Source organism: Streptomyces triticirhizae (assembly GCF_003696235.1).
In the GTDB taxonomy this organism is placed as follows: Bacteria; Actinomycetota; Actinomycetes; order Streptomycetales; family Streptomycetaceae; genus Streptomyces; species Streptomyces triticirhizae.
Window position 1 is genome coordinate 1 of record NZ_RFFJ01000081.1, and the last position, 24,868, is coordinate 24,868.

Genomic DNA, 24,868 nt, shown 5'->3' on the forward strand with positions numbered 1-24,868 from the left:
CGCGCGCCGGCGGGCGGCGGCGGTGGCGGCGGCGCCGAGGCCGCCGGGTCGAACCGGACCGAGCCCAGCGTGCGCCCCGCCGCCGAGTCCTTGTTGGCGGCCAGCGCCAACAGCAGGTGCTCCGGCCCGATATAGCGCGCCCCCGAGGCCAGCGCCACCCGGTGCGCGTCCATCAGCGCGCGCTTGGCCGCCGGGCTCACCGAGATCGAGGAACGGGTCGGCCCCTCGCCCGCGTGGCTGTCGATCTCCTCCGCCAACGCGTCCGGGTCGGCGCCCGACCGCGCCACCATGGAACGGGTCGGCTCCGTGGTCAGCGCGGCCCTCAGCAGATGCTCGGTGTCCAGGTCGTCGCTGCCGTGCTGCGCCGCGTAGGAGGCGGCGCCCGAGACCAGCTGCCAGGCGGGCTCGCTCATCAGCCGCAGGAAGTCGCGGTAGCCGCGCTCCCCCCGCGCGCCCCCGCCGCCCGGCGCGCCGCCCGCGCCGCCGAAGAGCCGCGCCAGATACTCCCCCAGCGGATCGCGGCCGAAGTCGTCAGGACCCAAGGGACTCGTCATCGCTGCCACCCGGGCGGCCAGCGCCAGCGCCCTGGCCGCGTCGCTCGTGCGGGAACGTCCCGGGCGCCCGTGCCGGCACCCGTCGCTGGAACATTGCCCGCGCCGAGTTCCCCGCGCGCGCCCGTTCACACCCCCCGGCGGGCCCCGGGCACCCGCGCGCCCCCGGCCCCCTCGACGGCGGGGGACCGGGGGCGCGCGGAACGCCCGCCGCGCGGCTCAGCCGTGCGGCGGGGCGCAGGCGGTGGTGGACTGGCAGGTGTAGCCCCTGCCCTTGCAGTGCCAACAGCGGTGCGGGGCGACGACGCCCTCCGCCTCACCGTTGTTGCCGAGATAGAACGTCTCCCTGACGTCCACCCGCTGACCGCCGCAGCCACGGCACTGGGGGTGGGGGCCCGGGCATCTGAACTGCCATCGTCTGGTCATGCCTTCGGTGGCCTTCCGTATCGGTGGGGGCGATTCGGTGGGCGATACCACTCGCGTCGCTCCTACCCGGACTTCGGCCTCGGATTCCCGTCCGCGCTTCGTACACTTGTGCAGATGTTGTCAACGTTGTCGGGGCTCTCGATGAACGCGAGGCTCCCCTCACCGCTCCAGCAGCTCACCGACCCGCTGCTGGAGCGTGCCGGCGTCACCCTGCGCCTGAAGCGCGACGACCTGATCCACCCCGACGTCCCCGGCAACAAGTGGCGCAAGCTGCTCCCCAACCTGCGCGCCGCCCACGCCGCCGGCCACCGCCGGCTCCTGACGTTCGGCGGCGCCTACTCCCACCACCTGACCGCCACGGCCGCCGCCGCCCGCGCCGCGGGGCTGGCCAGCGTCGGCCTGGTGCGCGGCGACGAACTCGCCGACCGCCCCCGCAACCCGGCCCTCGCCGCCGCCGAACGCGACGGCATGGAGCTGGTCTTCCTCAGCCGCGCCGACTACCGGGGGACCCTCGAAGCGCTGGACGCGCCGGCCACCCGCCACCGGCTCGCCCAACGCTTCGGGCCGGCCCACGTGGTGCCCGAGGGCGGCTCCAACGCCCTCGCCGCGCGCGGCTCCGCCGCCACCGTCGCCGAACTCGCCGCGCAGACCGCACCGAACGGGCTCGACGAACGGGACGTCCTCTGCTGCCCCGTCGGCAGCGGCGGCACCCTCGCCGGCATCGCCGCCGCCCTGCCGCCCGGCGCCCGCGCCCTCGGCGTCGCGGTGCTCAGGGGCGGACAGGGCTATCTGGAGTCACGAGTCAACGCGCTGCACCGGGCCGGCTGGAGCGGCGCGACGTTCCCCCGCTGGGAGATCGACCACGACCACCACGGCGGCGGCTACGGCCGCATACCCCCCGAACTCGCCGCGCTCACCGACCGTTTCGAACGCGACCACGGCATCCGCCTGGAACGCCGCTATGTCGCCAAGACCCTCGCCTGCCTCCACCACCGCGCCCGGCGCGGCGACTTCCCGCCCGGCACCCGCCTCACCCTCGTCGTCACGGGCCCGCCGAGCGCCTCCGACTGAACGAGAACCCCGCGCCGCGCCCTCAACCCCCGGTCGTCACCCGGATCTTGGACTGCCCGTGCGGCAGCCGCTCCCAGTCCTCCATGAACTGCGCCTTCAGCCCGCGCCGTTCCGCCAGCGACACCAGCGTCTCCGTCCGGTAGTAGAAGTCCTCGTGCAGCACGTGGTGTTCGCGCCCCTCGGTCCGGTCGAAGGTGAAGTCGAAGAACCCACCCGGAGCCAGGACGCGCCCCACATGGCTGAGCGCCTCGTCGATCACCTCGATCGGCGAGTGCGAGAAGACGCTGTGCGCGTGCACCACGTCGAAGTGCCCGTCCGGCAGGAAGTCGAACGTCAGATCGCCGCTGATGGTGAGATAGGGAAGCTTCGCCTGGAGGTCGTATGTCACCAGGGTCCGCTTCGCGCTGACCAGAATGTCCGGCGAGATGTCGATGCCGTAGTAGTGGCCCGGCTCCAGATAGTCGATGAACCGCCAGCCCGCCCGCAGGTTGCCGCACCCGATGTCCAACATCCGGTGTTCCGGGGCCAGTCCGTGCTGCTTCAGATAGTCGAACTGCATCAGCCCCAACGCCAGCCACCGCTCGTGGCTCTGGCTGCCGACGGCCGCCTCCGGATTCCGGCCGGCGTCCGATGCCATCACGGCGCGGTAGTAGGAGACATGGTCCCGGTACTTGGCCCGCAGCCACAGATCCCGCGCGGTGCGCCGCAGATAGGGCACCACCCGCTCCGGATGCCGGGCGGCGTACCGCACCTGGTGAACGATGCTGGCCCGGTTCACGTTCAGCTTCTTGCGCGGATGGCCCTGCATGGTCGTGCTCGCTTTCCTCGACGTTCGCCGACGCTTTTCGGGCAGCTTGGGCCAATCGCCCATCACCCACCAACGCGGCACGCAGCGAAACCCCAAGGTCGCCACCGCCCAGTGACACGGCCTCCACCGTTGACGAGCATCCCGCCGCACAAACGACCAACGGGCGAAGGGTTTTGGACGCCGCCGAACACAGGAGGTGCCGCCCCCGCACCGGGACTGGGAAACCGGTGCGGGGGCGGCGGCTGGTGGGGCGGAGCCGGTCAGCCCTCGCCGGCCGGCGCCGGCTCCGCGCTGTTGAGGACGTCGACGAGCTGCCGCGCCGTCTCCCCGTTGCAGGCGCCCAGCTCCACCAGGTAGAACGCCGGGGTCTCGCTGCCCAGATAACACGCCTCCAGGCCCATGCTCGGCAACTTGATCCCGTGCCGGCGCAGCGCTCGTTGCAGTTCCGCGACGAGCCCGAGCGGGTCGTCGTCGTCATACGACAGGTCGATCTCGTCGGGGCGAAGGTGCATGATCACGCGGCCTACCTCCTTCGTGGGGTGTGTCACCAGAACAGCACATACGGCGACCGGAAGTTGTGCATGATGACGCCCAACGAATCGCCCAGGTGGCGAGAGTCAGCATGTCCGGGGGAAGAAAGGCTGGTGGGGGCGTTGAACGAAGCGGAAGGCCCCGCGATGATGAACGATCTGGAGTATCTGGGGGCGGAGTTGAAGGGCGCACGGGAACGCGCCGGCCTCTCCCAACGCCAGTTCGCAACGGGTACCGGGGTCAGCCAGAGTTACGTCAGCAAGGTTGAGAACGGTTCGCTCATTCCGTCCGAGGAGTTCGCATCCAGGTGCGACCTGGTCCTCGGAACGGACGGCCTCTACGAACGAATGCGCGCCCGCGTGGTCGAACGCGGCCACCCGAGTTGGTTCGCTCCCTACGCGAAGCTTGAGAAGCAGGCGGAAGAGATCTTTTTCTACTCGGTGTGGGCGCTGCCCGGCCTGCTCCAGACCGAGGAGTACGCCCGCGCCATCTTCCAGGCGGCCAACCCCGATCAGTCCGAGGATTGGGTGGCCCATCAGGTTCGCTCGCGGATGGCCAGGAAGGAGATTCTGGCGGGAAAGAATCCCCCCACCCTGTGGGTGGTCGTCCAGGAAGCCGCGCTGCACAACCGCGTTGGCGGCAGCAGGGTGATGCGTGAGCAACTCCTCTTCCTGCTGGAGATGGCCGAGATGCCCCGGGTGACCATTCTGGTGCTGCCCTTCAGCGCGGGCGCACCGGCCGCGACGGACGCGTTCATCCGGTTGCGGCTGCGGGACGGACGCGGGATCGTGTATGCGGAGACCGCCCTGGGCGGACAGATGAGCGAGTCCCCGGACCAAGTAGCCTTGGCCGAGCGGAGGTCCGACCTGCTGCGGGCCGAGGCGCTGAGCCCGAGAGAGTCCATCCGCCTGCTGAAGAAGATCGCAAAGGGAATGCAGAGTGACGATGAAGACTGACACCTCGTGGCGCAGGTCCTCCTACAGCAACGGTCAGGGCGGGGAGTGCCTGGAGGTGCGGGACGGCGTTCCCGGTGTCGTTCCTGTTCGTGACAGCAAGGTCAACGACGGGCCGGTGCTGAGGATCTCGGCGTCGGCGTGGTCGAACTTCCTGAAGGGGCTTCCCACATGACGATGAAGACTGACACCTCGTGGCGCAAGTCCTCCTACAGCAGCAGTCAGGGCGGGGAGTGCCTGGAGGTGCGGGACGGCGTTCCCGGTGTCGTTCCTGTTCGTGACAGCAAGGTCAACGACGGGCCGGTGCTGACCGTCTCCGCCTCCGCGTGGTCCAACTTCCTGGACCTCGCCCGGCGTTGACGAGCCGCCTCGCGGCCCGGAGCCCCCGGGGAGCGACCGCTCCCCGGGGGCTCGCCGTTGCGGAATAATCGCTTCAACGGCACGAGGGGGGCTGCACGGTGGGCAAGGAGATCCAGGACTGGTTGGCGCAACGCAAGGCCGCGTTCCGAGGGGCGCCCTACCGGGACGCCAGCATGGCGATGTGCGCGTTGGTCGCCACGGCCGACGGGTCCGTTCACCCAGCCGAGCGCAAGCGCGTCGAGTCGTTGATCGCGGGGCACGAGCGGCTCAAGCACTTTCCGCCGGACCAGCTGCTGCGTCTCTTCAACCGCCACATCGACCGGCTCAGCGGTGACTTCCGGCGGGCCAGGGGCGGGGTGCTGCGGGAGATCGCCAAGGTCAGGGACCATCCGGCGCTGGCGAGGGCCGTGATCCGCACCGGCGTGGTGATCGCCGGCGCCGACGGGCACTACGCGCACGCCGAACGCCAAGTGATTCACGAGGTCTGCGAGTTGCTCAACGTCTCACCCACCGAGTTCGGCCCCTGATGCGCGAGGGCATGGCCGTCGGTGATCGTTACCGCGTCGAACGCCTGCTGGGCAGGGGCGGGTTGGGCGAGGTCTGGGAGGCCGAGGACCGCACCCTGGGGCGCCGGGTCGCGGTCAAGTTCGTCACGGGCGGCCGGGAGTACCCGGAGGCGGCGCGGCGGTTCGCCCGCGAGGCGCGCACGTTGGCCGCTCTGCGCCACGGCGGGATCGTCACCGTGCACGACGCGGGCACGGCCGACGGCGAGACGGAGGGGGAGGAGCCCCTGCCGTACCTCGTGATGGAGCTGCTGGACGGCGCCACCTGGGAGTTCGCCGCCGTGGAGTCCGTCGAGGAGACGGGGGCCCGGGTGGCGGAGGTGCTCGCCCATGTCCACGCGGCGCGGATCGTGCACCGGGACGTCAAGCCCGCCAACATCATGATCTGCGCGGACGGGCGCACCGTGCTGATGGACTTCGGCATCGCCCGCGACGACGACTCGCTCACCCGCACCGCCACCGCCACCGGCCGGTACTTCGGCACGCCCGCCTACATGGCGCCGGAACAGCTCCAGGGCCGCGCCGCCACGGCCGCCTCGGACGTGTACGCGCTGGGCATCGTGCTGGTGGAGAAGCTCACCGGACACCGGCTGCCGGTCGGGCAGTTGATGCCGCAGGTGCGGTCCGCCCTCCCCGAGCCCCTGCGGTCGCTGCTCGAACGGATGACCTCCGCGCACCCGGAGCAGCGGCCGACCGCCGCCGAGTGCGCCGCCCAACTCCGGGCGCTCGCCGCGCCGAAGGGGACGCGGCGCCCGCGCGGGCCGCTCACGCGCACGGCGCGCGTGACGGTGCCAGCGCCGGGGGACACGGGACGGCGCGTCTGGCTGCGACGGCTCGTTCCGCCGGCGGTGTTGGCGGTGCTCTACGCGCTGGTGCTGCCCCGGCCCGGATACAAGGTGTGGACGAACTGGAACGAGACCGTCTTCGCGTCGTTCGCCAAGCCGCCGTACTACGCCTGGGTGCGGGACGTCGGGGAGCCCACCCTGACCTGGGGGGCGATCACCTCGGTCGGGGTCGTCCTCGGGGTGGTGGCGGTGCTGACCGCGATGGCGTTCCTCGACTCCCGCCTCGGGGCGCGCGCTCGCGGGGTCGGCTACGCGGGCGCGGCGCTCGCCGTGCTGTGCCTCGCCTGGCAGGCGACGTCCAGCCCGCCGTACTTCGACGGCGAGCCGGGGCCGCTGCGCTATGGGATGTGGCTGTTCTACCTGCTGACGGCGGTGACCCTCGCGACCTTCGCCCAGCGCGACCTCGCCGCCCGCCGGGCGGGCGCCGACGCACCCTGACGGCGCGGGCCAGCGAGGCCCGCGCCCCCCCGGCGCGCCGGGGGGCGAACACGCCGCCCGCGCGGGCTACTTCGGCTTGCGCACGCTCAGGTGCAGCTCGCGCAGCCGCGCCTCGGAGACCTCGTTGGGGGCGCCCATCAGAAGGTCCTGCGCGTTGCCGTTGAGCGGGAACGCGATCGTCTCGCGGATGTTGGGCTCGTCGGCCAGCAGCATCACGATCCGGTCCACGCCGGGCGCGATCCCGCCGTGCGGGGGCGCGCCGTAGTGGAACGCGCGCAGCATTCCGCCGAACTCGCGCTCCACCTCCTCGCGGGAGTAGCCCGCGATCTCGAACGCGCGGTACATGATCTCCGGCTCGTGGTTCCTGATCGCGCCGGAGGACAGCTCGATGCCGTTGCAGACGATGTCGTACTGCCAGGCCAGCACGTCCAACGGGTCCTGCTTGTCGAGCGCTTCGAGGCCGCCCTGCGGCATGGAGAACGGGTTGTGCGAGAACTCGATCGCGCCGGTGTCCTCGTTCCGCTCGTACATCGGGAAGTCCACGATCCAGCAGAAGCGGAACACGTTCTGCTCGAAGTGGCCGGCCCGCTTGGCGGCCTCGACGCGGACCGCGCCCATGATCTTCGAGACCTCGTCGAAGGCGCCGGCGCCGAAGAAGATCGCCGTGCCGGGGCCGGCGGAGAGCCGCTCGGTGAGCGCGGCCACGTTCTCCTCGGTGAGGAACTTCGCGATGGGGCCGGTGAGTTGGCCCTCCTCGCCGACCCGCACCCAGGCCAGGCCCTGCGCGCCCTGCGCGACGGCGAACTCGCCGAGCTGGTCGAAGAACTTCCTCGGCTGCGCGGCGGTGTCCGGCACGGCCAGCGCGCGCACGTGCCGGTCGGCGAACGCCTTGAACGCGGAGCCGGCGAACACGTCGGAGACGTCGACCAGTTCGAGCCTGGCCCTCAGGTCCGGCTTGTCCGAGCCGTACTTCAGCATCGCCTCGCGGAACGGGATGCGCGGGAACGGGGAGGTGACGTGGCGGCCGCCGCCGAACTCCTCGAACAGCTCGGTCATCACCCTCTCGATGACCCCGAAGACGTCCTCCTGCTCGACGAAGCTCATCTCGACGTCGAGCTGGTAGAACTCGCCCGGCGAGCGGTCGGCGCGGGCGTCCTCGTCGCGGAAGCAGGGCGCGATCTGGAAGTACCGGTCGAAGCCGGCGACCATCAACAGCTGCTTGAACATCTGCGGCGCCTGCGGCAGCGCGTAGAAGGTGCCGGGGTGGAGCCGGGACGGCACCAGGAAGTCGCGGGCGCCCTCGGGGGAGGTGGCCGAGAGGATCGGCGTGGACAGCTCGGTGAAGCCCTGCCCGGTCATCTTGGCGCGGATCGCGGAGATGACGGCGGAGCGCAGCATGATGTTGCGGTGCATCCGCTCGCGGCGCAGGTCGAGGAAGCGGTACTCCAGGCGGCGCTCCTCGTTGACCCCGTCCTCAGTGTTGATGGTGAACGGCACCTGGTCGGCGGAGCCCAGCACCTCGACCTCGGCCACCTCGACCTCGATCTCGCCGGTGGCCAGCTCCGGGTTGACGTTCTCGGCGCCCCGGGCGACGACCCGGCCGTCGATCCGCAGCACGGACTCCTTGCTCAGCGAGCTGAGCCGCTCCAGCACCGGGCCGGCGCCGGGGGCGTCCGGGTGGACCACCAACTGGGTGATCCCGTAGTGGTCCCGCAGGTCGAGGAAGAGGATGCCGCCCAGGTTCCGGCGATTGTGCAGCCAGCCGGCCAGCCGGACATCCGTTCCGATGTCCGCCGAACGCAGTTCGCCGCAGGTGTGGGACCGGTACCGATGCATCGTGAGTCCAAGTCGTCAACGAGATTCCGGGGGAACAGGCTCAGACTACCGGTGTACACACACCGGCCGCCCCGGCCCTTCCCCTCGCGCGACAACCGGCTGATAAGAGGGCGAAAGGCGCCGTAACGGCATAGATTCGCGGGTATGCGCACGGAGGAGGTGCTGGCCGCCGCCCGGGTCGGTATCTGGACCTGGGACGACGCCCGGGGCGTGGTCACCATGGACGCGGTCGCCGCCGAGCTGTTCGGGCTGGCCCCCGAGCGCACGGTGCTGACGGAGGCCACCGTGCGGGCGCGCATCCACGTGGAGGACTTCGCCGTCGTCGAGCGGGTGCTGGCCGTCGCGGCGAGCGAGGGGCCCGGCAGCGTGGTCACGGAGGTCGACTTCCGGCTGGTCGGCTCGGACAACGAGGTCACCGCGCGGCTCCGTGGCCGGCTGCGCATCCTGGAGCCCAGCGACCTGGACGGCGGTGACCACGGCTCGCTGGCGCTGGTCGGCACCCTCACCGAGGCGCCGCCGTCCGGCGAGCGGGAGCAGGGCGGCGACTGGGAGAACAACCGGGCCAGGGAGACCTTCGTGCTCCGCACCGGGCAGGCGCTCTCCGAGGCCAGCAGCGTGCGCGAAGTGATGCGCGTCGTCTCGACGTTGGCCATGCCCGGCTTCACCCCCGACGGGGTCGCGCTCTACGACCGGGAGGGCGACAACCTGCGGATGCTGGACTACGAGGGCCGCGAGCTGGACTTCAGCGACCTGGGCTTCCCCATGCCGATGGACACCGACTACCCGGCGACCGAGGTGATGCGCACCGGCCGCGCGATCTATGTGTCCTCGCCGGAGGAGTACGCGCGGCGGTACCCGAAGATCTGGCCGGTGATCGCGCCCCTGCAACGCAGCTCCTGGGCGTATCTGCCGCTGGTGGTCGCCGGCCGCACCATCGGCGTGTGGCTGGCCGCGTTCGACTACCCGCTGGAGTTCGACTGGGAGGAACGTTCCACGTTCTCCAGCATCGCCCGCATGGTGGCCCAGGCGTTCTCCCGGGCCACGCTCAACGACACCGAGCGCGAGCTGGCCGCCGACCTCCAGCACGCGATGGGCCCCAGCCCCATGCCCCGGGTGCCGGGGCTCGCGATCGCGGCGCGCTATGTGCCGACCGGCGCCGGGCTCCAGGTCGGCGGCGACTGGTACGACGTCATCCCGCTGCCCTCGGGCCGGGTGGCGCTGGTGATCGGCGACGTCCAGGGGCACGACGTGCGGGCGGCGGCGGTGATGGCGCAGCTGCGGATCGCGCTGCGCGCCTACGCCTCCGAGGGGCACCACCCGGACGCGGTGCTGAGCCGGGCGTCCCGTTTCCTCGCCTCGCTCAGCCCCCGGCCGGCGGGCGACGACGAGGAGGTGGCGCGGGCGGCGCAACAGGCGCCGAGCGAGGGGCGCTTCGCGACCTGCCTGTATGTGGAGGCCGACCCGCGCTCGGGCACGTTCGAGATGGCGCGGGCCGGCCACCCTGAGCCGGCGCTGCTCTTCGACGACGGGGCCATGCAGCGACGCCCGACCGACGGCGGGCCGCCGCTGGGCATCGAGCCGAGCCTGGACTACCCGGTGACCCGGCTGAGCCTCCAGCCGGGCGAGACGCTGCTGCTGTGCACGGACGGGCTGTTGGAGACCGGCAAGCGCGACCTGGACGCCGGCTGGGAGCGGGTGAGCAGGGCGGTCGCCGCCGTTCCCGGGACCGGCCTCGAACAGCTGGCGGACACCCTGCTGGAGTCGGTCTCCGTCCTCGACGTGCAGGACCAGGAGGAGCGTTCCGCCACCGAGAGCCGGCCGCCGGGCGCGCACGGCAACGAGGACGACATCGCGCTGCTCCTGCTGCGCCGCGAGGCGACCGGCCGCCAGGTGCCGCGCGGCGGGACGCCGGTGCGGCGCTTCGTGCTGAACGTGGGGCAGTACGAGCCGGCGAGGATCGCCCAGGCGCGCGAGCAGCTGGCCGCGCTGCTCCACGACTGGTCCGACCGGAACGTGGTGCACGGCGCGGTGCTGATGCTGTCGGAGATCGTCACCAACGTGCTCACCCACACGGACGGGGACGCGCTGATGGTCGCCGAGGTCAGCGGGGTGGCGGGCAGCCGCACGCTGCGGGTCGAGGTCACCGACTCCTCCGACAAGCTGCCGCACCGCAGGGAGCCGGGCGAGCTGGCCTCCTCGGGGCGCGGGCTGCTGCTGATGGAGGAGCTGGCCGACGCCTGGGGCGCGCAGCCGCGCGGCGAGGGCAAGACGACCTGGTTCGAACTGGGCGAACACTCCCGCCTCGGCGGCTCCGTGCACGGTGGCTGAACACCCCTTTTCGCGCTCATCGAGCTGCGCGCCGCCTCTACGGTGAACTCCCGTCATCAAAGGCTCCGGCCGTGATCCGCCTCCCGACCGACCGCCCGCTGCCCATCGGCATCCGTTCCTCCCCGATGGCCCGTGAAGGGAAGAGCCGACACCACAGTTGGCGGAGGTGGGTCGCGTTCAGGCAATCGAGTTGTTCGAGGGCGGCGTCTCGAGTGCGGAGATCGCGAGGGCGGTGGGGGTGTGCCGAGAGCGTCCTGCGTTGGCGGCGGGTGTGGGAGCAGGGTGGTGCTTCGACCCTGCGGCGGCGGGCAGCCACCGGATGCCCACCCAAGTTGGACGACACCCAGGTCGAGATGGTCCGGGCCGCGTTGGAGCAAGGTGCCCAGGCTCATGGTTTCGAGGCCGACTCCCCTGTGGGGCTTGTAGCTGGTCGGCTGGCGTGCAGCCCGCCCACTCCGCAGGTGAGTGCGGCGAAGGAGTTCCATGATCCCGAGACAGCGCAGTCCCGCTCCGGGTAGAGTCCGTCACGTAGCGTCAAGCGATCACACATGTGGGGGCACCGTGCGCGCTCAAGAGTCTGTTCTGCGTAATTTGCTTCAGGGGGAGAAGCAGTATGTGATCCCCCTCTATCAGCGCACGTACAGCTGGAAGCGCGACCAGCTGGGGCGTCTTTGGACGGATATCACTGACCTCATGCACGCAGGGGATGGAGAAGGGCACTTTCTAGGATCAATCGTGCTGGCACCTAGCCCGACCACCACTGCATCTGGAATCCAGAGCTGGTTGGTGATCGATGGACAGCAGCGCATCACAACGCTCAGCATCCTGTTGTGCGCCATTCGAGATCACTACAAGGAAAATCTACCGCCGCTGGCGCGAAAGATCGATGTGCAATACCTCACGAATGAGTTCTCCGACCCCCCTGAGCGATACAAGCTCATGCCCACGCAGGCGGATCGTGAGGCCTGGGTCGCGCTTTTGGAGGGAAAGCCGACCGCAGGAGGAGAGGATATCCTCGGAAGCGCGTACCGATTCTTTCGAGGGCGCCTCGAAACATTTTCAAACAGCGAGGATATTCAGAGGATCGAACAGATCGTGGTCGGCGAACTCTCTTTCGTGGACATTTATGCGCAAGCGGGTGACAATGTCTATCGAATCTTCGAGTCGCTGAACAATACGGGGCTGAAGCTTACGCAGGCAGACCTGCTTCGCAATTATATCTTCATGCGCCTGCCGAACTCGGCTGACCGGGTGTACAGGGAGAAATGGCTTCCCATCCAGGAGATCCTCGACGAGAAGCAGCTTGTGGATCTGATCTGGCTCGACCTGGTGCTGAAGAAGAAGAGGGCTACGCAGCACTCCATCTACCGTGAGCAACAGAAGCATCTTGACCTATTGGGGGGAGAAGATGAGGTCGAGTCCTGGGTGGGTGAGCTCTATCGACTGGCACTAGTTTTCAAGCGCATTCTCGATCCTGAAAAAGAAACCGATCCGACCATCAGGCACGCCCTCGACCGGCTCCAGCGATGGCGGGCAACCGTCGTGTACCCCGCAGCACTTCGAATCCTTCTCTCGTATGAGGAGGGGAAGCTGGAAGCAGCTGAAGTCGCGGCGGTTCTGCGCGTGATTGAAAGCTACCTGGTTCGCCAGATGATTGTTGGCACTGTTCGGGCCGGGAACAACGTTCTGCTGAGTGATCTGGTCACTTCGTTTGATGACCAAATTCCGGACGCGAAGACTGTGACTCGTATCTTGACTCGTCAGCGCGGAAGATTTCCGACCGACGAAGCCGTGCGTGACGCAATGGTCGATCATCCCTTCTACTGGCGCGGGAAAGGGTGGCAGAAGTACTTCATTCTGCAGTGCCTCGAAGAGGGTTTCGGGCGAGCGGAACGCGTCGACTTCAAGTCGTCGGAACTCTCAATCGAGCACATCCTCCCACAGAGTCTCACTCGAGACTGGGAAAAGGTGCTCCTAGAGGAAATCGGTGAGGGAGAGTCGCTGCAAGATGTCCATGAGCAGGTCGTCCACACCATCGGGAATTTGACTCTCTCTGCCTATAATGGACGACTCTCTAACAAGCGATTCTCCGAGAAGAAGGAGATTCTCGCGAGCAGTGGTTTAGTGATGAATATCCGGATCGCTGCCAAGGATAGATGGGGAATCCGCGAGATTCGCAAGAGAAGCGAGGAACTCGCCGAACTGGCGATCACTGTATGGCCGGGGCCGGATGATAGCGCACCAGTTGAGCCACAAAGCCCCAAACTAGCTGCGGTGCGCCAGGTGCTCACCGAGATTCCGAGCGGTCGATGGACCAACTACCTCGCTGTTGCGCAGGCAGCAGGCACGCATCGAGGTACTGTAAGTAGATGGCTGGCCGAATACCCCCTTCCGAATGGGCACAGGGTACTCAGAAGTGATGGATCCATTCCTGCCGTTCTCTCCGCTGGAGTCGGCAGCCCGGAGCGCCAAGTCGAGTTGCTCGAGTCGGAGGGCGTTTCCTTTGGGGCGAACGGGAAAGCCGAGAAAGGGCAGCACATGGGTTTCACAGACCTGGTGAGAATCGTCGAAGGTGAATCTGAGAGTTAGTCTCTGATATTTCGATGTCGCGTTGTCTACCAGCCGTGTCGGGCAAGTCGAAGGTTTCTCTTTGGCGGTAGTAGAAGGCCCCGACCTGCCTGGGAGTGTGACCTCCCTTTTGGCGGAGTAACGGCCGCCGCTCAGCCCCGCGCCGGCCCCTCCGCGCTCATCCCGTGCACGGCGGGGACGGTGCCGAGGCGGCCCTTCTGGAAGTCCTCGAACGCCTGTTGGAGTTCGGCGCGGGTGTTCATGACGAACGGGCCGTAGTGGGCCATGGGTTCGCGGATCGGCCGGCCGCCCAACAGCACGACGTCGAGGTCGGGGGTGTTGCTGTCCTGCTGCTCGTCGGCGCGGACGGTCAGGGAGGTGCCCTTGCCGTAGACGGCGGTCTGGCCGGTGTGGACGGGGCGGCGGTCGGGTCCGACGGTGCCCCGTCCGGCGAGGACGTAGGCGAGGGCGTTGAAGTCCTCGCGCCAGGGGAGGGTGAGTTCGGCGCCGGGGGCGAGGGTCGCGTGGATCATGGTGATCGGGGTGTGGGTGGCGCCCGGGCCGGTGTGGCCGGCGAGTTCGCCGGCGATGACGCGGAGGAGGGCGCCGCCGTCGGGGCTGGTGAGCAGGGCGACGCTGCCGCTGCGGATGTCCTGGTACTTGGGGGCCATCATCTTGTCCCTGGCCGGGAGGTTGACCCACAGCTGGAGGCCGTGGAAGAGGCCGCCGGACATGACGAGGGACTCGGGCGGGGCCTCGATGTGCAGCAGCCCGGCGCCGGCGGTCATCCACTGGGTGTCGCCGTTGGTGATGGTCCCGCCGCCACCGTTGCTGTCCTGGTGGTCCATGATCCCGTCGATGATGTAGGTGACGGTCTCGAACCCCCGGTGCGGATGCCACGGCGTGCCCTTGGGCTCCCCGGGCGCGTACTCCACCTCGCCCATCTGGTCCATCATGATGAACGGGTCCAGGTGCCGGTAGTGGATGCCGGCGAAGGCCCGGCGGACCGGGAAGCCCTCGCCCTCGTAGCCGGTGGGCGCGGTCGTGACACCCAGCACGGGGCGGGCCTCGGCGCCCGGGGGGACGTCGACGCGGGGCAGGGTCAGCGGGTTCTCGACGGTGATCGCCGGCATGGGGGCCTCCTCAACGAATGGAGCCAGAGTAGTTGAAGGCTCAACCTTCGTCGAGGGGTGAGTATTCCCGGCCCGGGATCATGCCCGCGTGCCCCGTCCGGGGCGGCCGTCAGCCGTAGAGCCGCCGCATCGTGTACTCGACCATCTCCTCCACCGACTTGGCGTCCAGCACTAGCCGGTGCTCGCCCTCCATGTCCAGCGCGAAGCCGTAGCCGGTCGGCAGCAGGTCCAGCACCTCGCCGCCGGTCACCGTGAAGTACCGGGACTCCTTGCCGGCGTAGCGGCGCAGCTCCTTGAGTGAGGTGAAGAGCGGGATCACCGGCTGCTGGGTGTTGTGCAGCGCGAGGAAGCCCGGGTTCTCGCCGCGCGGGCAGTAGATCTTGCCCGCCAGGAACGTGTCGTGGAACTCCTCGCTCGACATCGCGCCCGAGGTGTAGGCGCGCAGCGCGTCGGTCAGGGTGGGGGGCGCGGGCGGCGCCGCCTGGGGCGTCGCCGGCGGCTGCTGGTGCTGCTGCTCCGGGTAGTACTGCTGCTGGCCGCCGTAGCTGTCCACGCCCTCGGCGCCGCCCGGGTAGGTCGCCCCGAACCCGTCCGTGGGCGGCTGCTGGGTGCCGTAGGGCTGCTGCCCCGGGTAGCCGGACTGGTCGTAGCCATACATGCCAGAAAGACTACTGACTCACAGTTGACCGGTTTCCGCTTGCGTCTTATTACCAGTGGGTAGCATCATGGTTGCTACTTTCCGGTATCCACCGTCAGCTACGGAGCCGTCGTCATGGGGCACTACAAGTCCAATCTCCGCGACATCGAGTTCAATCTCTTCGAGGTCCTGGGTCGGGACGCCGTCTATGGCAGCGGCCCGTTCGCCGAGACCGACACCGACACGGCCAGGAGCATCCTCGCCGAGATCGCCCGGCTCGCCGAGAACGAGCTGGCCGCCTCGTACGCCGAGGCCGACCGGCAGCCGCCCGTCTTCGATCCCGAGACGCACACGGCGCCCATCCCCGAGACCTTCCGCAGGAGCTACCGCGCGTACATGGACGCCGAGTGGTGGCGGATGTCCATCGGCGAGGAGCTGGGCGGGATGACCGCCCCCCGCTCCCTGATCTGGGCCGCCGGGGAGAACGTGCTGGGCTCCAACCCGGCGGTCTGGATGTACGCCTCCGGCCCCAGCTTCAGCCGCGTCGTCTGGGACGAGGGCACCGAGGAGCAGCGGAAGATCGCCCGGCTGATGGTCGACCGCGAGTGGTCGTCCACCATGGTCCTCACCGAGCCGGACGCCGGCTCCGACGTGGGCGCCGGCCGCACCAGGGCGGTCCGCCAGGAGGACGGCAGCTGGCACATCGAGGGCGTCAAGCGCTTCATCACCTCCGGCGAGCACGACCTCACGGAGAACATCATCCATCTGGTGCTGGCCCGCCCCGAGGGCCACGGCCCCGGCACCAAGGGCCTGTCCCTCTTCGTGGTGCCCAAGTACGACTTCGACTGGGACACCGGCGAGTTGGGCGAGCGGAACGGCGTCTACGCGACCAACGTCGAGCACAAGATGGGCCTGAAGGTCTCCAACACCTGCGAGATGACCTTCGGCGCCACCCACCCGGCCAAGGGCTGGCTGCTCGGCGAGAAGCACGACGGCATCCGCCAGATGTTCAAGATCATCGAGATGGCGCGGATGATGGTCGGCACCAAGGCCATCGCCACCCTCTCCACCGGCTACCTCAACGCGCTGGAGTACGCGAAGGAGCGGGTGCAGGGCGCCGACCTCACCCAGTTCACCGACAAGACCGCGCCCCGGGTCACCATCACCCACCACCCGGATGTGCGGCGCTCGTTGATGACGCAGAAGGCGTACGCCGAGGGGATGCGCTCGCTGGTGCTGTACACCGCCAGCGTCCAGGACGACATCCTCGTCAAGGAGGCGGCCGGCGAGGACGCCAGCGCCGAGATCGCCCTCAACGACCTGCTGCTGCCCATCGTCAAGGGCTACGGCTCCGAGCGGTCCTACCAGCAGCTCGCCGAGTCCCTCCAGACCTTCGGCGGCTCCGGGTACCTCCAGGAGTACCCGGTCGAGCAGTACATCAGGGACGCCAAGATCGACACCCTCTACGAGGGCACCACGGCCATCCAGGGGCAGGACTTCTTCTTCCGCAAGATCGTCCGCAACCAGGGCCAGGCGCTCAGCGGGCTCGCCGAGGAGATCAAGAAGTTCCTCGCCGAGGCCCCCGGCGGCGAGGAGCTGGCCGACGCCAGGGAGCAGCTCGGCCGCGCCGCCGGCGAGTTGGAGGCCATGGTCGGCGTCCTGCTGACGGACCTGGCCGCCACGGAGAAGGACGTCCGCTCGCTCTACAAGGTCGGGCTCAACAGCACCCAGCTGCTGCTCTCCTCCGGCGACGTGGTCGTCGGGTACCTGCTGCTGCGCGGCGCCGCCGTGGCCGCCGCCAAGCTGCCGGACGCCGCCGCCAGGGACCGCGCGTTCTACCAGGGCAAGATCGCCGCCGCCCGGCACTTCGCCGGCACGGTGCTGCCCTCGGTCGCGGTCGCCCGCGCGGTGGCCGAGTCCACCGACCTCTCCCTGATGGACCTCGACGAGGCCGCGTTCTGACCGACCGTCCCCCGACACCGCCGCCCCGCTCCCTCCCCCCCCTCGGAGCGGGGCGGCGGTCTCCTCCGGGACGCCCGGGCCCACTCCTCCGGGACGCCCGGGCGCCCGATCGGGGCGTTCGTATGCTGAGGACATGAACGCTCCCTTTGACCGTGCCCACACCGACGAACTCCTCGGCTACCTGGCCGGCTCCCCCTCGCCCTACCACGCCGTGGCCAACGCGGCCCAGCGGCTGGAGAAGGCCGGCTTCCGACAGGTCGAGGAGACCGCCCCGTTCGACGGTGCGGCGGGCGGGCGCTACCTGGCGCGCGGGGGAGCGCTGATCGCCTGGTATGTGCCCGAGGGCGCCGAGGCGGCCGCCCCGTTCCGCGTCGTGGGCGCGCACACCGACTCCCCGAACCTGCGGATCAAGCCCGTGCCCGACACCGGCGCGCACGGCTGGAAGCAACTCGCCGTCGAGGTCTACGGCGGCACCCTGCTCAACACCTGGCTCGACCGCGACCTGGGCCTCTCCGGGCGGCTGACGCTGCGGGACGGCCGGCACCTGCTCGTCAGGGTGGACCGGCCGCTGCTGCGGGTGCCGCAGCTCGCGATCCACCTGGACCGTGGCGTCAACGACGGGCTCAAGCTCGACCGGCAGCGCCACATGACCCCGATCTGGGGCATCGGGCGGCCCAGGGAAGGGGAGTTGATCGAGTTCCTCGCGGCCGAGGCCGGCGTCGCGCCCGGCGAGGTGCTGGGCTTCGACCTGATGGCGCACAGCGTGGAGCCGCCGGCCTATCTCGGCAGGGACCGCGAGCTGTTGGCGGCGCCCCGGCTGGACAACCTGCTGTCGGTCCACGCCGCCGTCGCCGCGCTGACCTCGGTCGTCGGCCAACGCCTGGACCACGTCCCCGTGGTGGCCGCCTTCGACCACGAGGAGAACGGCAGCCAGTCCGACACCGGCGCCGAAGGCCCGCTGCTGGGCCGGGTGTTGGAGCGCTCCGCGCACGCCAGGGGCGGCGGCCCCGAGGAGCGGGCGCGGGCCCTGGCCGGCTCGTTCTGCCTCTCCTCGGACTGCGGCCACGCCGTCCACCCCAACTACCCGGAGCGGCACGACCCCGACCACCACCCCGTCGCCGGCGGCGGCCCGATCCTCAAGGTCAACGTCAACCAGCGCTACGCCACCGACGGGGTGGGCCGCGCCGTCTTCGCCGCCGCCTGCGAACGCGCCGGGGTGCCCTGGCAGTCCTTCGTTTCCAACAACGCGATGCCCTGCGGCACCACGATCGGCCCCATCACGGCGGCCCGGCACGGCATCGCCACCGTCGACGTGGGCGTGCCCATCCTCTCGATGCACTCGGCCCGCGAACTCTGCGCGGCCGTCGACCCGTTCCTCCTCGCCAACGCGATGGCCGCGTTCCTCGGCGAGGGCGTCACCATCCCGTCCACCGGGGCCTCGTGGCAGAGCTGACGACGGTTCGTGGCCGTTTGGTGAAGACCGAGCGGGAGGGTGGGCCCCACGGGGGCGGGCGGCGGCGCACTGCACGGCGTTGCCGCCCGGCCCCAGCCGCCCCCTTCGGTGGCTCAGGAGACCGTGCGCACCCTAGGATTCGTCTCGGATAAGCATGACCGGCTATGCCGGCGCAGCGTAACGTGTGAGCACACCCAACCGCGACGAAACCGCCACGAGGGGTCCCGTGACCGTGCATCCGAGCCTGCAACCTTCTGTCGAGGCCTGGACCCAGTCCATTGAGTCGATATCCGAGCTGGTGTCGTCGCTGGTTGACGGGGAGTGGAACCGCCCGACGGAGCGGGTGGGTTGGTCGGTGCGCGATGTGGTCTCCCATGTGATCGGCGGCGAGTGCGAGGCGTTGGGCGACCCCCGGCCCATCCACACCCTGCCCCGGGACCTCTACCACGTCACCGACGAGACCAGCCGCTACCACGAGGTGCAGGTGGACGTGCGGCGCCACCACACCGGCCCCGAGATGACCAGCGAGCTGGAGTACACCATCATCCGCCGCTCCCGCCATCTGCGGAACGAGCGGCGCAACGCGTCCGACGTGATCTCCCATCCGCTCTACGGCAAGCTGCCGTTGGGCCAGTACCTCCAGCTCCGGGTCGCCGACGTCTGGGTGCACGAGCAGGACCTGCGGCGGGCGTTGGGCAGGACCACCACGCTGGACACCCCGGCCGCGCTGATCGCCCGGGACGTGCTGCTGCGGCGGCTGCCCGAGGTGGTCGCCGAACAGGCCAAGGCGCCGGCCAAGTCGGCGGTGGTCTTCGACGTCGGCGGACCCGTGGAGTTCCTGCGCACGGTCCGGGTCGACGAGCAGGGCAACGGCTCGGTGGACAGCAGCCCCTCGCTGGGCCCGCTGGTGACCTTCACCCTGGACTGGGAGACCTTCACCCGGGTCGTCACCGGCCGGCTGCGCGGCCGCAGGGCCGCCGAGAAGGTCAGGGTCGAGGGCGAACGCGCCCTGGCCGACCGGATTCTGGCCGGCCTGGCCACTCCGTGGTAGCCCGGCGCCCCCTCACGAACAAACCGGCCGGGGGGGGGGGGTGACGGGAAACGCCCCCCCCCGCCCCGCGGGTGGGGGGCGGCCCCCGGGCCGGCGCGTGACGGCGCGTCGAACGGCGCCCGCCCGGGCTCAGTTGAGCGGCTCCAGGCCGGTGGAGACCACCAGCTCGATGTAGAAGTTCTCCGCCTCGGGGTCGTAGGGCTCGTTGGCCTCGGGGTTCTGGCCGACCACCATGCCGTCGCCCTTGAGCACCTCGTCCCGGTAGGTGAGGTCCTCGTCGTAGGCCCAACCGGCCGCCCGCAGGCAGTCCTTGACCGAGTCGATGTGGACGTCGTAGAAGTCCGGCATCATCACGGCACCCGGGTTCTCGTCCTGGTTCCAGTGCCGGCTGGCGTTGGTGCACTCGGCGGCGTCGATCGTCCTCTCCGGGTCGCCCTCCTGGTAGCGGCGCTCGGGGGTCGGGTCCTCGGACTCCCCGTTGTTGCCGCCCGGCGGGTTCACGTCGGTGGCCTCGCCGGTCGCGCCGCCGCCCGCCTCGGGGTCCTCGTTCTTGCCGCCGTTGTTGTTGGCGACCACCACGATCGCCACGACCGCCACCAGCGCGATCGCCGCCACGGCGGCGACCACCACCATCCACGGGGTGTTGCTCCGGCCCGAGCCGCCCCCGTTCGAAGTCCCGCCCGGCGGCGGGGTGTTCGAGGGGTAGGGCGCCGGGCCGCCGCCCAGCCCGGTGGTGGCCATCGGCGGGGTCGCCGGGTTGGGGTAGCCGTAGCCGCTGGTCGAGGAGTTCGGGGCGTAGGGCGACGCGGGGGTGGCCGGGCCCGGCGCGCCGAACTGCGGGAAGACCGCCTGCGAGACGGCCGCCCCGCTGTTGGACGGCGTCTGCGCGGTCGGGTCGATCTGCGGCGCCGCGTTGGTCAGCGAACCGGCCACCTGGAGACAGGCGTTGCGGAACGCCTCGGCCGAGGGGAACCGCTCGTTGGGGTTCTTGCGCAGCGCCTGCGCCACCAGCGCGTCCAGGGCCGGCGTCACCGAGACGTTGATCGAGGAGGGCGCCGGGGGCTCCTCCTGGACATGGGCGTAGGCGATCGCCAGCGGAGAGTCCGCGTCGAACGGCAGCCGCCCGGTGAGGAGTTCGAAGAGGAGCACGCCCACCGAGTAGAGGTCGGAACGGGCGTCCACGCCCCGCCCGAGCGCCTGCTCGGGGGAGAGGTACTGCGGGGTGCCCACCACCATGCCGGTCTGGGTCATCGCGGTGACCCCGGACTGCATGGCCCGCGCGATGCCGAAGTCCATGACCTTGACCACCCCACGGCGGGTGATCATCACGTTCCCCGGCTTGATGTCCCGGTGCACCAGCCCCATCTCGTGGCTGATGTCCAGGGCGGCCAACACGTCGGCGGTGATCCGCAGCGCCCGGTCGGCCGGCATCGCGCCATAGCGCGCGATGTCCTCCTCCAGGGCGTCCCGCAGCGGCACGCCCTCGATGTACTCCATGACGATGTAGGGCACCTGGGCGCCGTCGATCTGGTCCTCGCCCGTGTCGAAGACCGAGACGATGTTGGTGTGCGCCAGCTTGGCGACCGCCTGCGCCTCGCGCTTGAAGCGCTCCCGGAACGCCTCCTCGCGCCCCAGCTCGCTGTGCATGGTCTTGATCGCGACCTGTCGGTCGAGGACCGTGTCATAGGCGAGATGCACGGAGGCCATGCCCCCCGTGCCCAACTGGCTCCGCAGCTGGTACCGTCCGCCGCCAACCGATCCGCCCGGGTAGTCGGCAGGCCGCTGCGCGTGGTCACTCATCCGACTGATCCCCCTAGGCGGCGTCGCTGTTGAACTGCCCGCCCCGTCGCTGGGCGTGCCACACCGCGCATCATACGAACCCTGTGGTTTCCGTCCCCAGTCTGCCCCAGGGCCCGGGCACGTCAAGCTCGTTGTCCGTTCCGTGACCGGGGACAACGGGCTCAACTTGTCAGCGCCACCCCGGAACGGGTTTGATGGCTGGGCGATCCGGCGACTACGGCGAGGACTGATGGCACAGGTGCGAGGCGCTGCGGGCCCCGGTGACGAGGAGCCCGACCAGCCCGGCGACGACGTGCCCGACACGCCGGAGCTGTGGGGGAACAACGGGCTGGTCGGTGACGGACGGTACCGCCTGACCGGCCGGCTTGGCCAGGGCGGCATGGCGGAGGTCTTCGCCGCCGAGGACGTGCGGCTCGGCCGCCCGGTCGCGGTCAAGCTGCTGCGCACGGACCTCGCCCAGGACCCGGTCTCCAAGGCGCGCTTCACCCGCGAGGCACAGTCCGTCGCGGGCCTCAACCACCACGCGGTGGTCGCCGTCTTCGACTCCGGCGAGGAGCAGATCGGCCGCAACGTCGTCCCCTACATCGTGATGGAGCTGGTCAACGGCCACACCATCAGGGAACTGCTGATCGGCTCGGACGACCCGCCGCCCCCCGAGCAGGCGCTGGCCATCGTCGCCGGGGTGCTGGAGGCGCTCGCCTACAGCCACCAGCACGGCATCGTCCACCGCGACATCAAGCCGGCGAACGTGATCATCACCGACACCGGCAGCGTCAAGGTGATGGACTTCGGCATCGCCCGCGCCCTGCACGGCGCCAACCAGACCATGACCCAGACCGGCATGGTGATGGGCACCCCCCAGTACCTCTCCCCCGAGCAGGCGCTGGGCAAGGCGATCGACACCCGCTCCGACCTCTACGCCGTCGGCTGCCTGCTCTACGAACTCCTCGCCCAGCGGCCCCCGTTCGTGGGCGAGTCCCCGATCGCCGTCGTCTACCAGCACGTTCAGGACCAGCCCAGGCTGCCGTCCGAGGTCACGCCCTCCTCGCCGCCCGAGCTGGACGGCCTGGTGATGCGGGCGCTGGCCAAGGAGCCCGACGACCGCTTCCAGACCGCCGAGGAGATGCGCGGGCTGGTGCAGTACGCGATCCGGATGCTCGGCGAGCACGGCGGGCACACCGGCGGGCTGTGGAACACCGGCGCGATCACCTCCGTCACCACCCCCGCGATGGGCACCCCGACCACCCCGCAGCCCCGGGTCGGCGGCAACACCCCGCCCACCGGCTCGCTCACCGCGCCGCTGCTGCTGGGCGGCGAGCGCCCCGGCGACGACCAGGAGCCGCCCCGGCGCGGCGGCGGCCGCGCCAGGACGCTGCTGTTCGCGCTGCTCGCCGTCGTCGCCATCGGCACCGGCGTGCTGGTCGCCGCCAACCGGGACACCGGCGACGACCAGGGCCCGGGCCCGGCCGACACCACGCAGACCACGCCCGAGGAGACCCGGGAGACCGATCCCGACACGGACCGGCCGACCGAGCCCACGGAGACCGACGAGTCCACCGGCGACAGCTACTACCCGACGGACCCCGGCGAGAGCCCCTCCGAGACCGAGGGTTCCGAGACGCCCACCGACAGCGAGGAGCCCAGCCCCACCGAGCCGACCGAGACCGAGGAGCCGACGGACCCGGAGACCGACCCGACGACGCCCCCCGAGGACGACGACCAGGGCAGCTCCGACAACGGCTCGGTGAACGGCGACCCCGGCGGCGGCGAGGAGAACCAGGGCACATCGGGCGACCCCGGCGGCGGCACCCCGGGCGGCACGGACGAGGGCACCACCCAGTCCGGCGGCGGCATCAGCGCGGGCAACGAGGGCGACGCCACCGGCTGACCGTGAAGCCGCTCAGTCCCCCCAGGCCCACCCTTCCCCACCGCACCCTCGCCGCGCTGCTGGGCCACTACCGCGCCGGTGAGCCGCTCAGCTGCGAGCCGCTCACCGAGGGGCTCCTCAACCACGGCTACCGGCTGGCCACCACCCGGGGCCGCTACTTCCTCAAGCACCACCTGGACGGTGATCCCGGGGCGATAGCCCCGCTGGTCCGCCAGCACCGGGCGACCGCCGCCCTGGCCGAACTCGGCCTGCCGGTCGCCCCGCCGCTGGCGGACCGGCGCGGGCGGACCGTCGTCGTGCACGGCGGGCGCTGCTACGCGCTGCACCCCTGGGTCGAGGGCCAGCACCGGGACGGGGCGCAGCTGAGCCGCGCCGAGAGCCACCGGCTCGGCGCCCTGCTCGGCCATGTGCACCGGGCGCTGGAGCAGGTGATAGAGCGTTCCCCCCGCCCGGCGCCCGAGCCGCGCGCCGCCGCCACCCCCGTCGAGACCCACGCCGTGATCGACCAGCTGCTGGCCCACATCAGGGCCCGCCAGCGCCGCACCGGCTTCGACGAACTCGCCGAACACCGACTGCTGGAGCGCAGGGCGCTGCTGCGCACCCACGCGCACCTGCGCCCCGGCCCGGCGGAGGTGCCAACGGAGGGCTGGGTGCACGGCGACTTCCACCCGTTGAACCTGCTCTACCGGACGGAGGGGCCGGTGGAGCCGGTCGCCATCGTGGACTGGGACCGGCTGGGCGTGCAGCCCCGCGCCGAGGAGGCGGTGCGCGCCGCCTGCATCTTCTATCTGCGGCCCGACGGCGGTCTCGCCCTGGGCAAGATCCGCGCCTACGCCAGCGCCTACCGGGCGGCCTCGGGCGCCTCGCCGGACGAGCTGGCCGCCGCCGTGCACCGGGTGTGGTGGGAGCGGCTCAACGACTTCTGGATGCTGCGCTGGCACTACCAGCGGGCCGACCACCGCGCCGATCACCAGTTCCCGGCGGCCTCCGCGCTGGTCGTCTGGTGGACCCGGCACGCGCCGGCGGTCCGGGAGGCGTTCTGCGGCTGAGCCGGCCGGGCCCGCCGGGCCGGTCGGGCCGGCTGAGCCGCCGGGACTCGGGACCAAGGGCCGGGGAAGGCGGGACCTCCCGCCCGTGTGGCGGGCGTTCCCGGCGGGCAGGGTGGAAGCCATGTTCCCCACGCCGGACCAGGACACCCCACGTCAGGAGCTGACCCGCGCGCTGCGGCTGCTGCCGCGCGTGCCGCACGGCCGCGCCGCCGCGACCCGCAGGGCACTGCCGATGGTGCTGCCGGCCAGCCATCTGGTGACCGGCGAGACGCTGCTGCTGCGGGTGACCCACCCGGACGCGGACCTCCCGCCCTGGGACGGCACCGTGCTGGCCTACGAGGCCGACGACGAGGGCGGCCGGCCCGGCTCCCCCGCGCCCTGGCAGGCCCAGGTGATCGGCGTCGCCACCGTGACCCACCCCGACCGGCGCGTGCGGGAGGCATTCCCGCCCCCACCGCGCTACGCGCGCCACCCGGAGGCCACCTATCTGAGGCTCACACCCCGATACGCCTCGGTGTACGAGCCGGGCCCGCCCGCCCCCGCGCGCCCCTGGCTGCCCCGGCCCCGCGCCGGCGGCGACGAGCCGCCCGGCTGACCGCCCCGCCCGCCCCTGGCCG

Annotated in this window: 22 protein-coding genes; 14 read left to right on the forward strand and 8 right to left on the reverse strand. The window is 70.7% G+C overall.

The genetic code is table 11. The annotated features are described in order from the left end of the window. Both EBN88_RS15755 and EBN88_RS30230 read right to left on the reverse strand, forming a co-directional pair. A partial coding sequence (locus EBN88_RS15755; protein WP_325052759.1) for a Clp protease N-terminal domain-containing protein occupies positions 1-554 on the reverse strand: 554 nt, incomplete at its 3' end. 216 nt (positions 555-770) lie between these two features. Next, the gene (locus tag EBN88_RS30230) at positions 771-977 is read right to left on the reverse strand and encodes a hypothetical protein (RefSeq protein ID WP_147472737.1); all 207 of its coding nucleotides are present in this window, start codon (positions 975-977) and stop codon (positions 771-773) included. A gap of 114 nt (positions 978-1,091) precedes the next feature. On the opposite strand from EBN88_RS30230, the gene EBN88_RS15760 reads away from it, so the two are divergent. Continuing rightward, positions 1,092-2,048, forward strand: a complete 957-nt coding sequence (locus EBN88_RS15760; RefSeq protein WP_233580707.1) for a 1-aminocyclopropane-1-carboxylate deaminase/D-cysteine desulfhydrase — start codon at positions 1,092-1,094, stop codon at positions 2,046-2,048. A 22-nt stretch (positions 2,049-2,070) separates the two neighbouring features. On the opposite strand, the gene EBN88_RS15765 is transcribed toward EBN88_RS15760, so the two are convergent. Further along, positions 2,071-2,856 carry a class I SAM-dependent methyltransferase gene (locus EBN88_RS15765; protein ID WP_122184515.1) on the reverse strand — a complete coding sequence of 262 codons (786 nt, stop codon included), beginning with the start codon at positions 2,854-2,856 and terminating at the stop codon, positions 2,071-2,073. A 260-nt stretch (positions 2,857-3,116) separates the two neighbouring features. After that, on the reverse strand, positions 3,117-3,374 hold the full coding sequence (locus EBN88_RS15770) for a hypothetical protein (RefSeq protein ID WP_407703415.1): 258 nt from the start codon (positions 3,372-3,374) through the stop codon (positions 3,117-3,119). 135 nt (positions 3,375-3,509) lie between these two features. Between EBN88_RS15770 and EBN88_RS15775 the strand changes: the two genes are divergently transcribed. The 5 genes from EBN88_RS15775 to EBN88_RS15795 all read left to right on the forward strand — a co-directional run bounded on the left by EBN88_RS15775 (position 3,510) and on the right by EBN88_RS15795 (position 6,546). Then, a complete protein-coding gene (locus EBN88_RS15775; RefSeq protein ID WP_158621392.1) occupies positions 3,510-4,343 on the forward strand; it encodes a helix-turn-helix domain-containing protein in 834 nt (277 codons plus the stop codon). Continuing rightward, the gene (locus EBN88_RS15780) at positions 4,333-4,515 is read left to right on the forward strand and encodes a DUF397 domain-containing protein (RefSeq protein WP_122184533.1); all 183 of its coding nucleotides are present in this window, start codon (positions 4,333-4,335) and stop codon (positions 4,513-4,515) included. The genes EBN88_RS15775 and EBN88_RS15780 overlap by 11 nt, the downstream gene beginning before the upstream one ends. Further along, complete coding sequence (locus EBN88_RS15785) at positions 4,512-4,700, forward strand: DUF397 domain-containing protein (RefSeq protein ID WP_122184517.1); 189 nt, start codon at positions 4,512-4,514, stop codon at positions 4,698-4,700. The genes EBN88_RS15780 and EBN88_RS15785 overlap by 4 nt, the downstream gene beginning before the upstream one ends. Before the next feature lie 98 nt (positions 4,701-4,798). Further along, positions 4,799-5,227 carry a tellurite resistance TerB family protein gene (locus EBN88_RS15790; protein ID WP_226962047.1) on the forward strand — a complete coding sequence of 143 codons (429 nt, stop codon included), beginning with the start codon at positions 4,799-4,801 and terminating at the stop codon, positions 5,225-5,227. Then, positions 5,227-6,546: a serine/threonine-protein kinase gene (locus EBN88_RS15795; RefSeq protein WP_122184518.1), complete on the forward strand. Its 1,320-nt coding sequence runs from the start codon at positions 5,227-5,229 to the stop codon at positions 6,544-6,546. Before EBN88_RS15790 ends, EBN88_RS15795 begins: the two co-directional genes overlap by 1 nt. A gap of 66 nt (positions 6,547-6,612) precedes the next feature. Here the strand turns inward: EBN88_RS15795 and aspS are convergent, their stop codons facing one another. Next, on the reverse strand, positions 6,613-8,382 hold the full coding sequence (aspS, locus tag EBN88_RS15800) for an aspartate--tRNA ligase (RefSeq protein ID WP_122184519.1): 1,770 nt from the start codon (positions 8,380-8,382) through the stop codon (positions 6,613-6,615). Positions 8,383-8,526: 144 nt separating this feature from the next. On the opposite strand from aspS, the gene EBN88_RS15805 reads away from it, so the two are divergent. Both EBN88_RS15805 and EBN88_RS15815 read left to right on the forward strand, forming a co-directional pair. Then, entirely contained in the window at positions 8,527-10,710 is a 2,184-nt protein-coding gene (locus tag EBN88_RS15805) for a SpoIIE family protein phosphatase (RefSeq protein WP_122184520.1), read from the forward strand. Between the two features lie 561 nt (positions 10,711-11,271). After that, the gene (locus EBN88_RS15815) at positions 11,272-13,299 is read left to right on the forward strand and encodes a GmrSD restriction endonuclease domain-containing protein (protein ID WP_158621394.1); all 2,028 of its coding nucleotides are present in this window, start codon (positions 11,272-11,274) and stop codon (positions 13,297-13,299) included. Between the two features lie 131 nt (positions 13,300-13,430). On the opposite strand, the gene EBN88_RS15820 is transcribed toward EBN88_RS15815, so the two are convergent. Together EBN88_RS15820 and EBN88_RS15825 are read right to left on the reverse strand one after the other, a co-directional pair. Next, complete coding sequence (locus tag EBN88_RS15820; RefSeq protein ID WP_122184523.1) at positions 13,431-14,411, reverse strand: pirin family protein; 981 nt, start codon at positions 14,409-14,411, stop codon at positions 13,431-13,433. Between the two features lie 109 nt (positions 14,412-14,520). Further along, the gene (locus EBN88_RS15825) at positions 14,521-15,069 is read right to left on the reverse strand and encodes an SseB family protein (RefSeq protein ID WP_122184524.1); all 549 of its coding nucleotides are present in this window, start codon (positions 15,067-15,069) and stop codon (positions 14,521-14,523) included. Positions 15,070-15,183: 114 nt separating this feature from the next. On the opposite strand from EBN88_RS15825, the gene EBN88_RS15830 reads away from it, so the two are divergent. From EBN88_RS15830 to EBN88_RS15840, 3 genes are all read left to right on the forward strand, one after another. Continuing rightward, on the forward strand, positions 15,184-17,010 hold the full coding sequence (locus tag EBN88_RS15830) for an acyl-CoA dehydrogenase (RefSeq protein ID WP_122184525.1): 1,827 nt from the start codon (positions 15,184-15,186) through the stop codon (positions 17,008-17,010). A gap of 133 nt (positions 17,011-17,143) precedes the next feature. Further along, on the forward strand, positions 17,144-18,463 hold the full coding sequence (locus tag EBN88_RS15835) for a M18 family aminopeptidase (RefSeq protein ID WP_122184526.1): 1,320 nt from the start codon (positions 17,144-17,146) through the stop codon (positions 18,461-18,463). Between the two features lie 226 nt (positions 18,464-18,689). After that, positions 18,690-19,514: a maleylpyruvate isomerase family mycothiol-dependent enzyme gene (locus EBN88_RS15840; RefSeq protein WP_122184527.1), complete on the forward strand. Its 825-nt coding sequence runs from the start codon at positions 18,690-18,692 to the stop codon at positions 19,512-19,514. Between the two features lie 129 nt (positions 19,515-19,643). On the opposite strand, the gene EBN88_RS15845 is transcribed toward EBN88_RS15840, so the two are convergent. Further along, positions 19,644-21,314: a Stk1 family PASTA domain-containing Ser/Thr kinase gene (locus EBN88_RS15845; protein WP_122184528.1), complete on the reverse strand. Its 1,671-nt coding sequence runs from the start codon at positions 21,312-21,314 to the stop codon at positions 19,644-19,646. A gap of 229 nt (positions 21,315-21,543) precedes the next feature. Here EBN88_RS15845 and EBN88_RS15850 point away from each other — a divergent pair, with 229 nt between their 5' ends. The 3 genes from EBN88_RS15850 (at position 21,544) to EBN88_RS15860 (ending at position 24,846) form a co-directional block, all read left to right on the forward strand. Further along, the gene (locus EBN88_RS15850; RefSeq protein ID WP_122184529.1) at positions 21,544-23,202 is read left to right on the forward strand and encodes a protein kinase domain-containing protein; all 1,659 of its coding nucleotides are present in this window, start codon (positions 21,544-21,546) and stop codon (positions 23,200-23,202) included. A 2-nt stretch (positions 23,203-23,204) separates the two neighbouring features. Continuing rightward, on the forward strand, positions 23,205-24,251 hold the full coding sequence (locus tag EBN88_RS15855; protein WP_122184530.1) for a phosphotransferase: 1,047 nt from the start codon (positions 23,205-23,207) through the stop codon (positions 24,249-24,251). A gap of 121 nt (positions 24,252-24,372) precedes the next feature. Continuing rightward, positions 24,373-24,846 (forward strand): pyridoxamine 5'-phosphate oxidase family protein, encoded by a 474-nt coding sequence (locus EBN88_RS15860; RefSeq protein ID WP_122184531.1) that lies wholly within the window; start codon positions 24,373-24,375, stop codon positions 24,844-24,846. Positions 24,847-24,868 lie beyond the last annotated feature (22 nt).

Excerpts from the sequence above, each read along its gene's own strand:
- EBN88_RS30230 (WP_147472737.1), bottom strand. The coding sequence starts at position 977 with ATGACCAGACGATGGCAGTTCAGATGCCCGGGCCCCCACCCCCAGTGC.
- EBN88_RS15760 (WP_233580707.1), top strand. The coding sequence starts at position 1,092 with ATGTTGTCAACGTTGTCGGGGCTCTCGATGAACGCGAGGCTCCCCTCA.
- EBN88_RS15765 (WP_122184515.1), bottom strand. The coding sequence starts at position 2,856 with ATGCAGGGCCATCCGCGCAAGAAGCTGAACGTGAACCGGGCCAGCATC.
- EBN88_RS15780 (WP_122184533.1), top strand. The coding sequence starts at position 4,333 with ATGAAGACTGACACCTCGTGGCGCAGGTCCTCCTACAGCAACGGTCAG.
- EBN88_RS15785 (WP_122184517.1), top strand. The coding sequence starts at position 4,512 with ATGACGATGAAGACTGACACCTCGTGGCGCAAGTCCTCCTACAGCAGC.
- EBN88_RS15795 (WP_122184518.1), top strand. The coding sequence starts at position 5,227 with ATGCGCGAGGGCATGGCCGTCGGTGATCGTTACCGCGTCGAACGCCTG.
- aspS (WP_122184519.1), bottom strand. The coding sequence starts at position 8,382 with ATGCATCGGTACCGGTCCCACACCTGCGGCGAACTGCGTTCGGCGGAC.
- EBN88_RS15805 (WP_122184520.1), top strand. The coding sequence starts at position 8,527 with ATGCGCACGGAGGAGGTGCTGGCCGCCGCCCGGGTCGGTATCTGGACC.
- EBN88_RS15820 (WP_122184523.1), bottom strand. The coding sequence starts at position 14,411 with ATGCCGGCGATCACCGTCGAGAACCCGCTGACCCTGCCCCGCGTCGAC.
- EBN88_RS15825 (WP_122184524.1), bottom strand. The coding sequence starts at position 15,069 with ATGTATGGCTACGACCAGTCCGGCTACCCGGGGCAGCAGCCCTACGGC.
- EBN88_RS15830 (WP_122184525.1), top strand. The coding sequence starts at position 15,184 with ATGGGGCACTACAAGTCCAATCTCCGCGACATCGAGTTCAATCTCTTC.
- EBN88_RS15835 (WP_122184526.1), top strand. The coding sequence starts at position 17,144 with ATGAACGCTCCCTTTGACCGTGCCCACACCGACGAACTCCTCGGCTAC.
- EBN88_RS15845 (WP_122184528.1), bottom strand. The coding sequence starts at position 21,314 with ATGAGTGACCACGCGCAGCGGCCTGCCGACTACCCGGGCGGATCGGTT.
- EBN88_RS15850 (WP_122184529.1), top strand. The coding sequence starts at position 21,544 with ATGGCACAGGTGCGAGGCGCTGCGGGCCCCGGTGACGAGGAGCCCGAC.
- EBN88_RS15860 (WP_122184531.1), top strand. The coding sequence starts at position 24,373 with ATGTTCCCCACGCCGGACCAGGACACCCCACGTCAGGAGCTGACCCGC.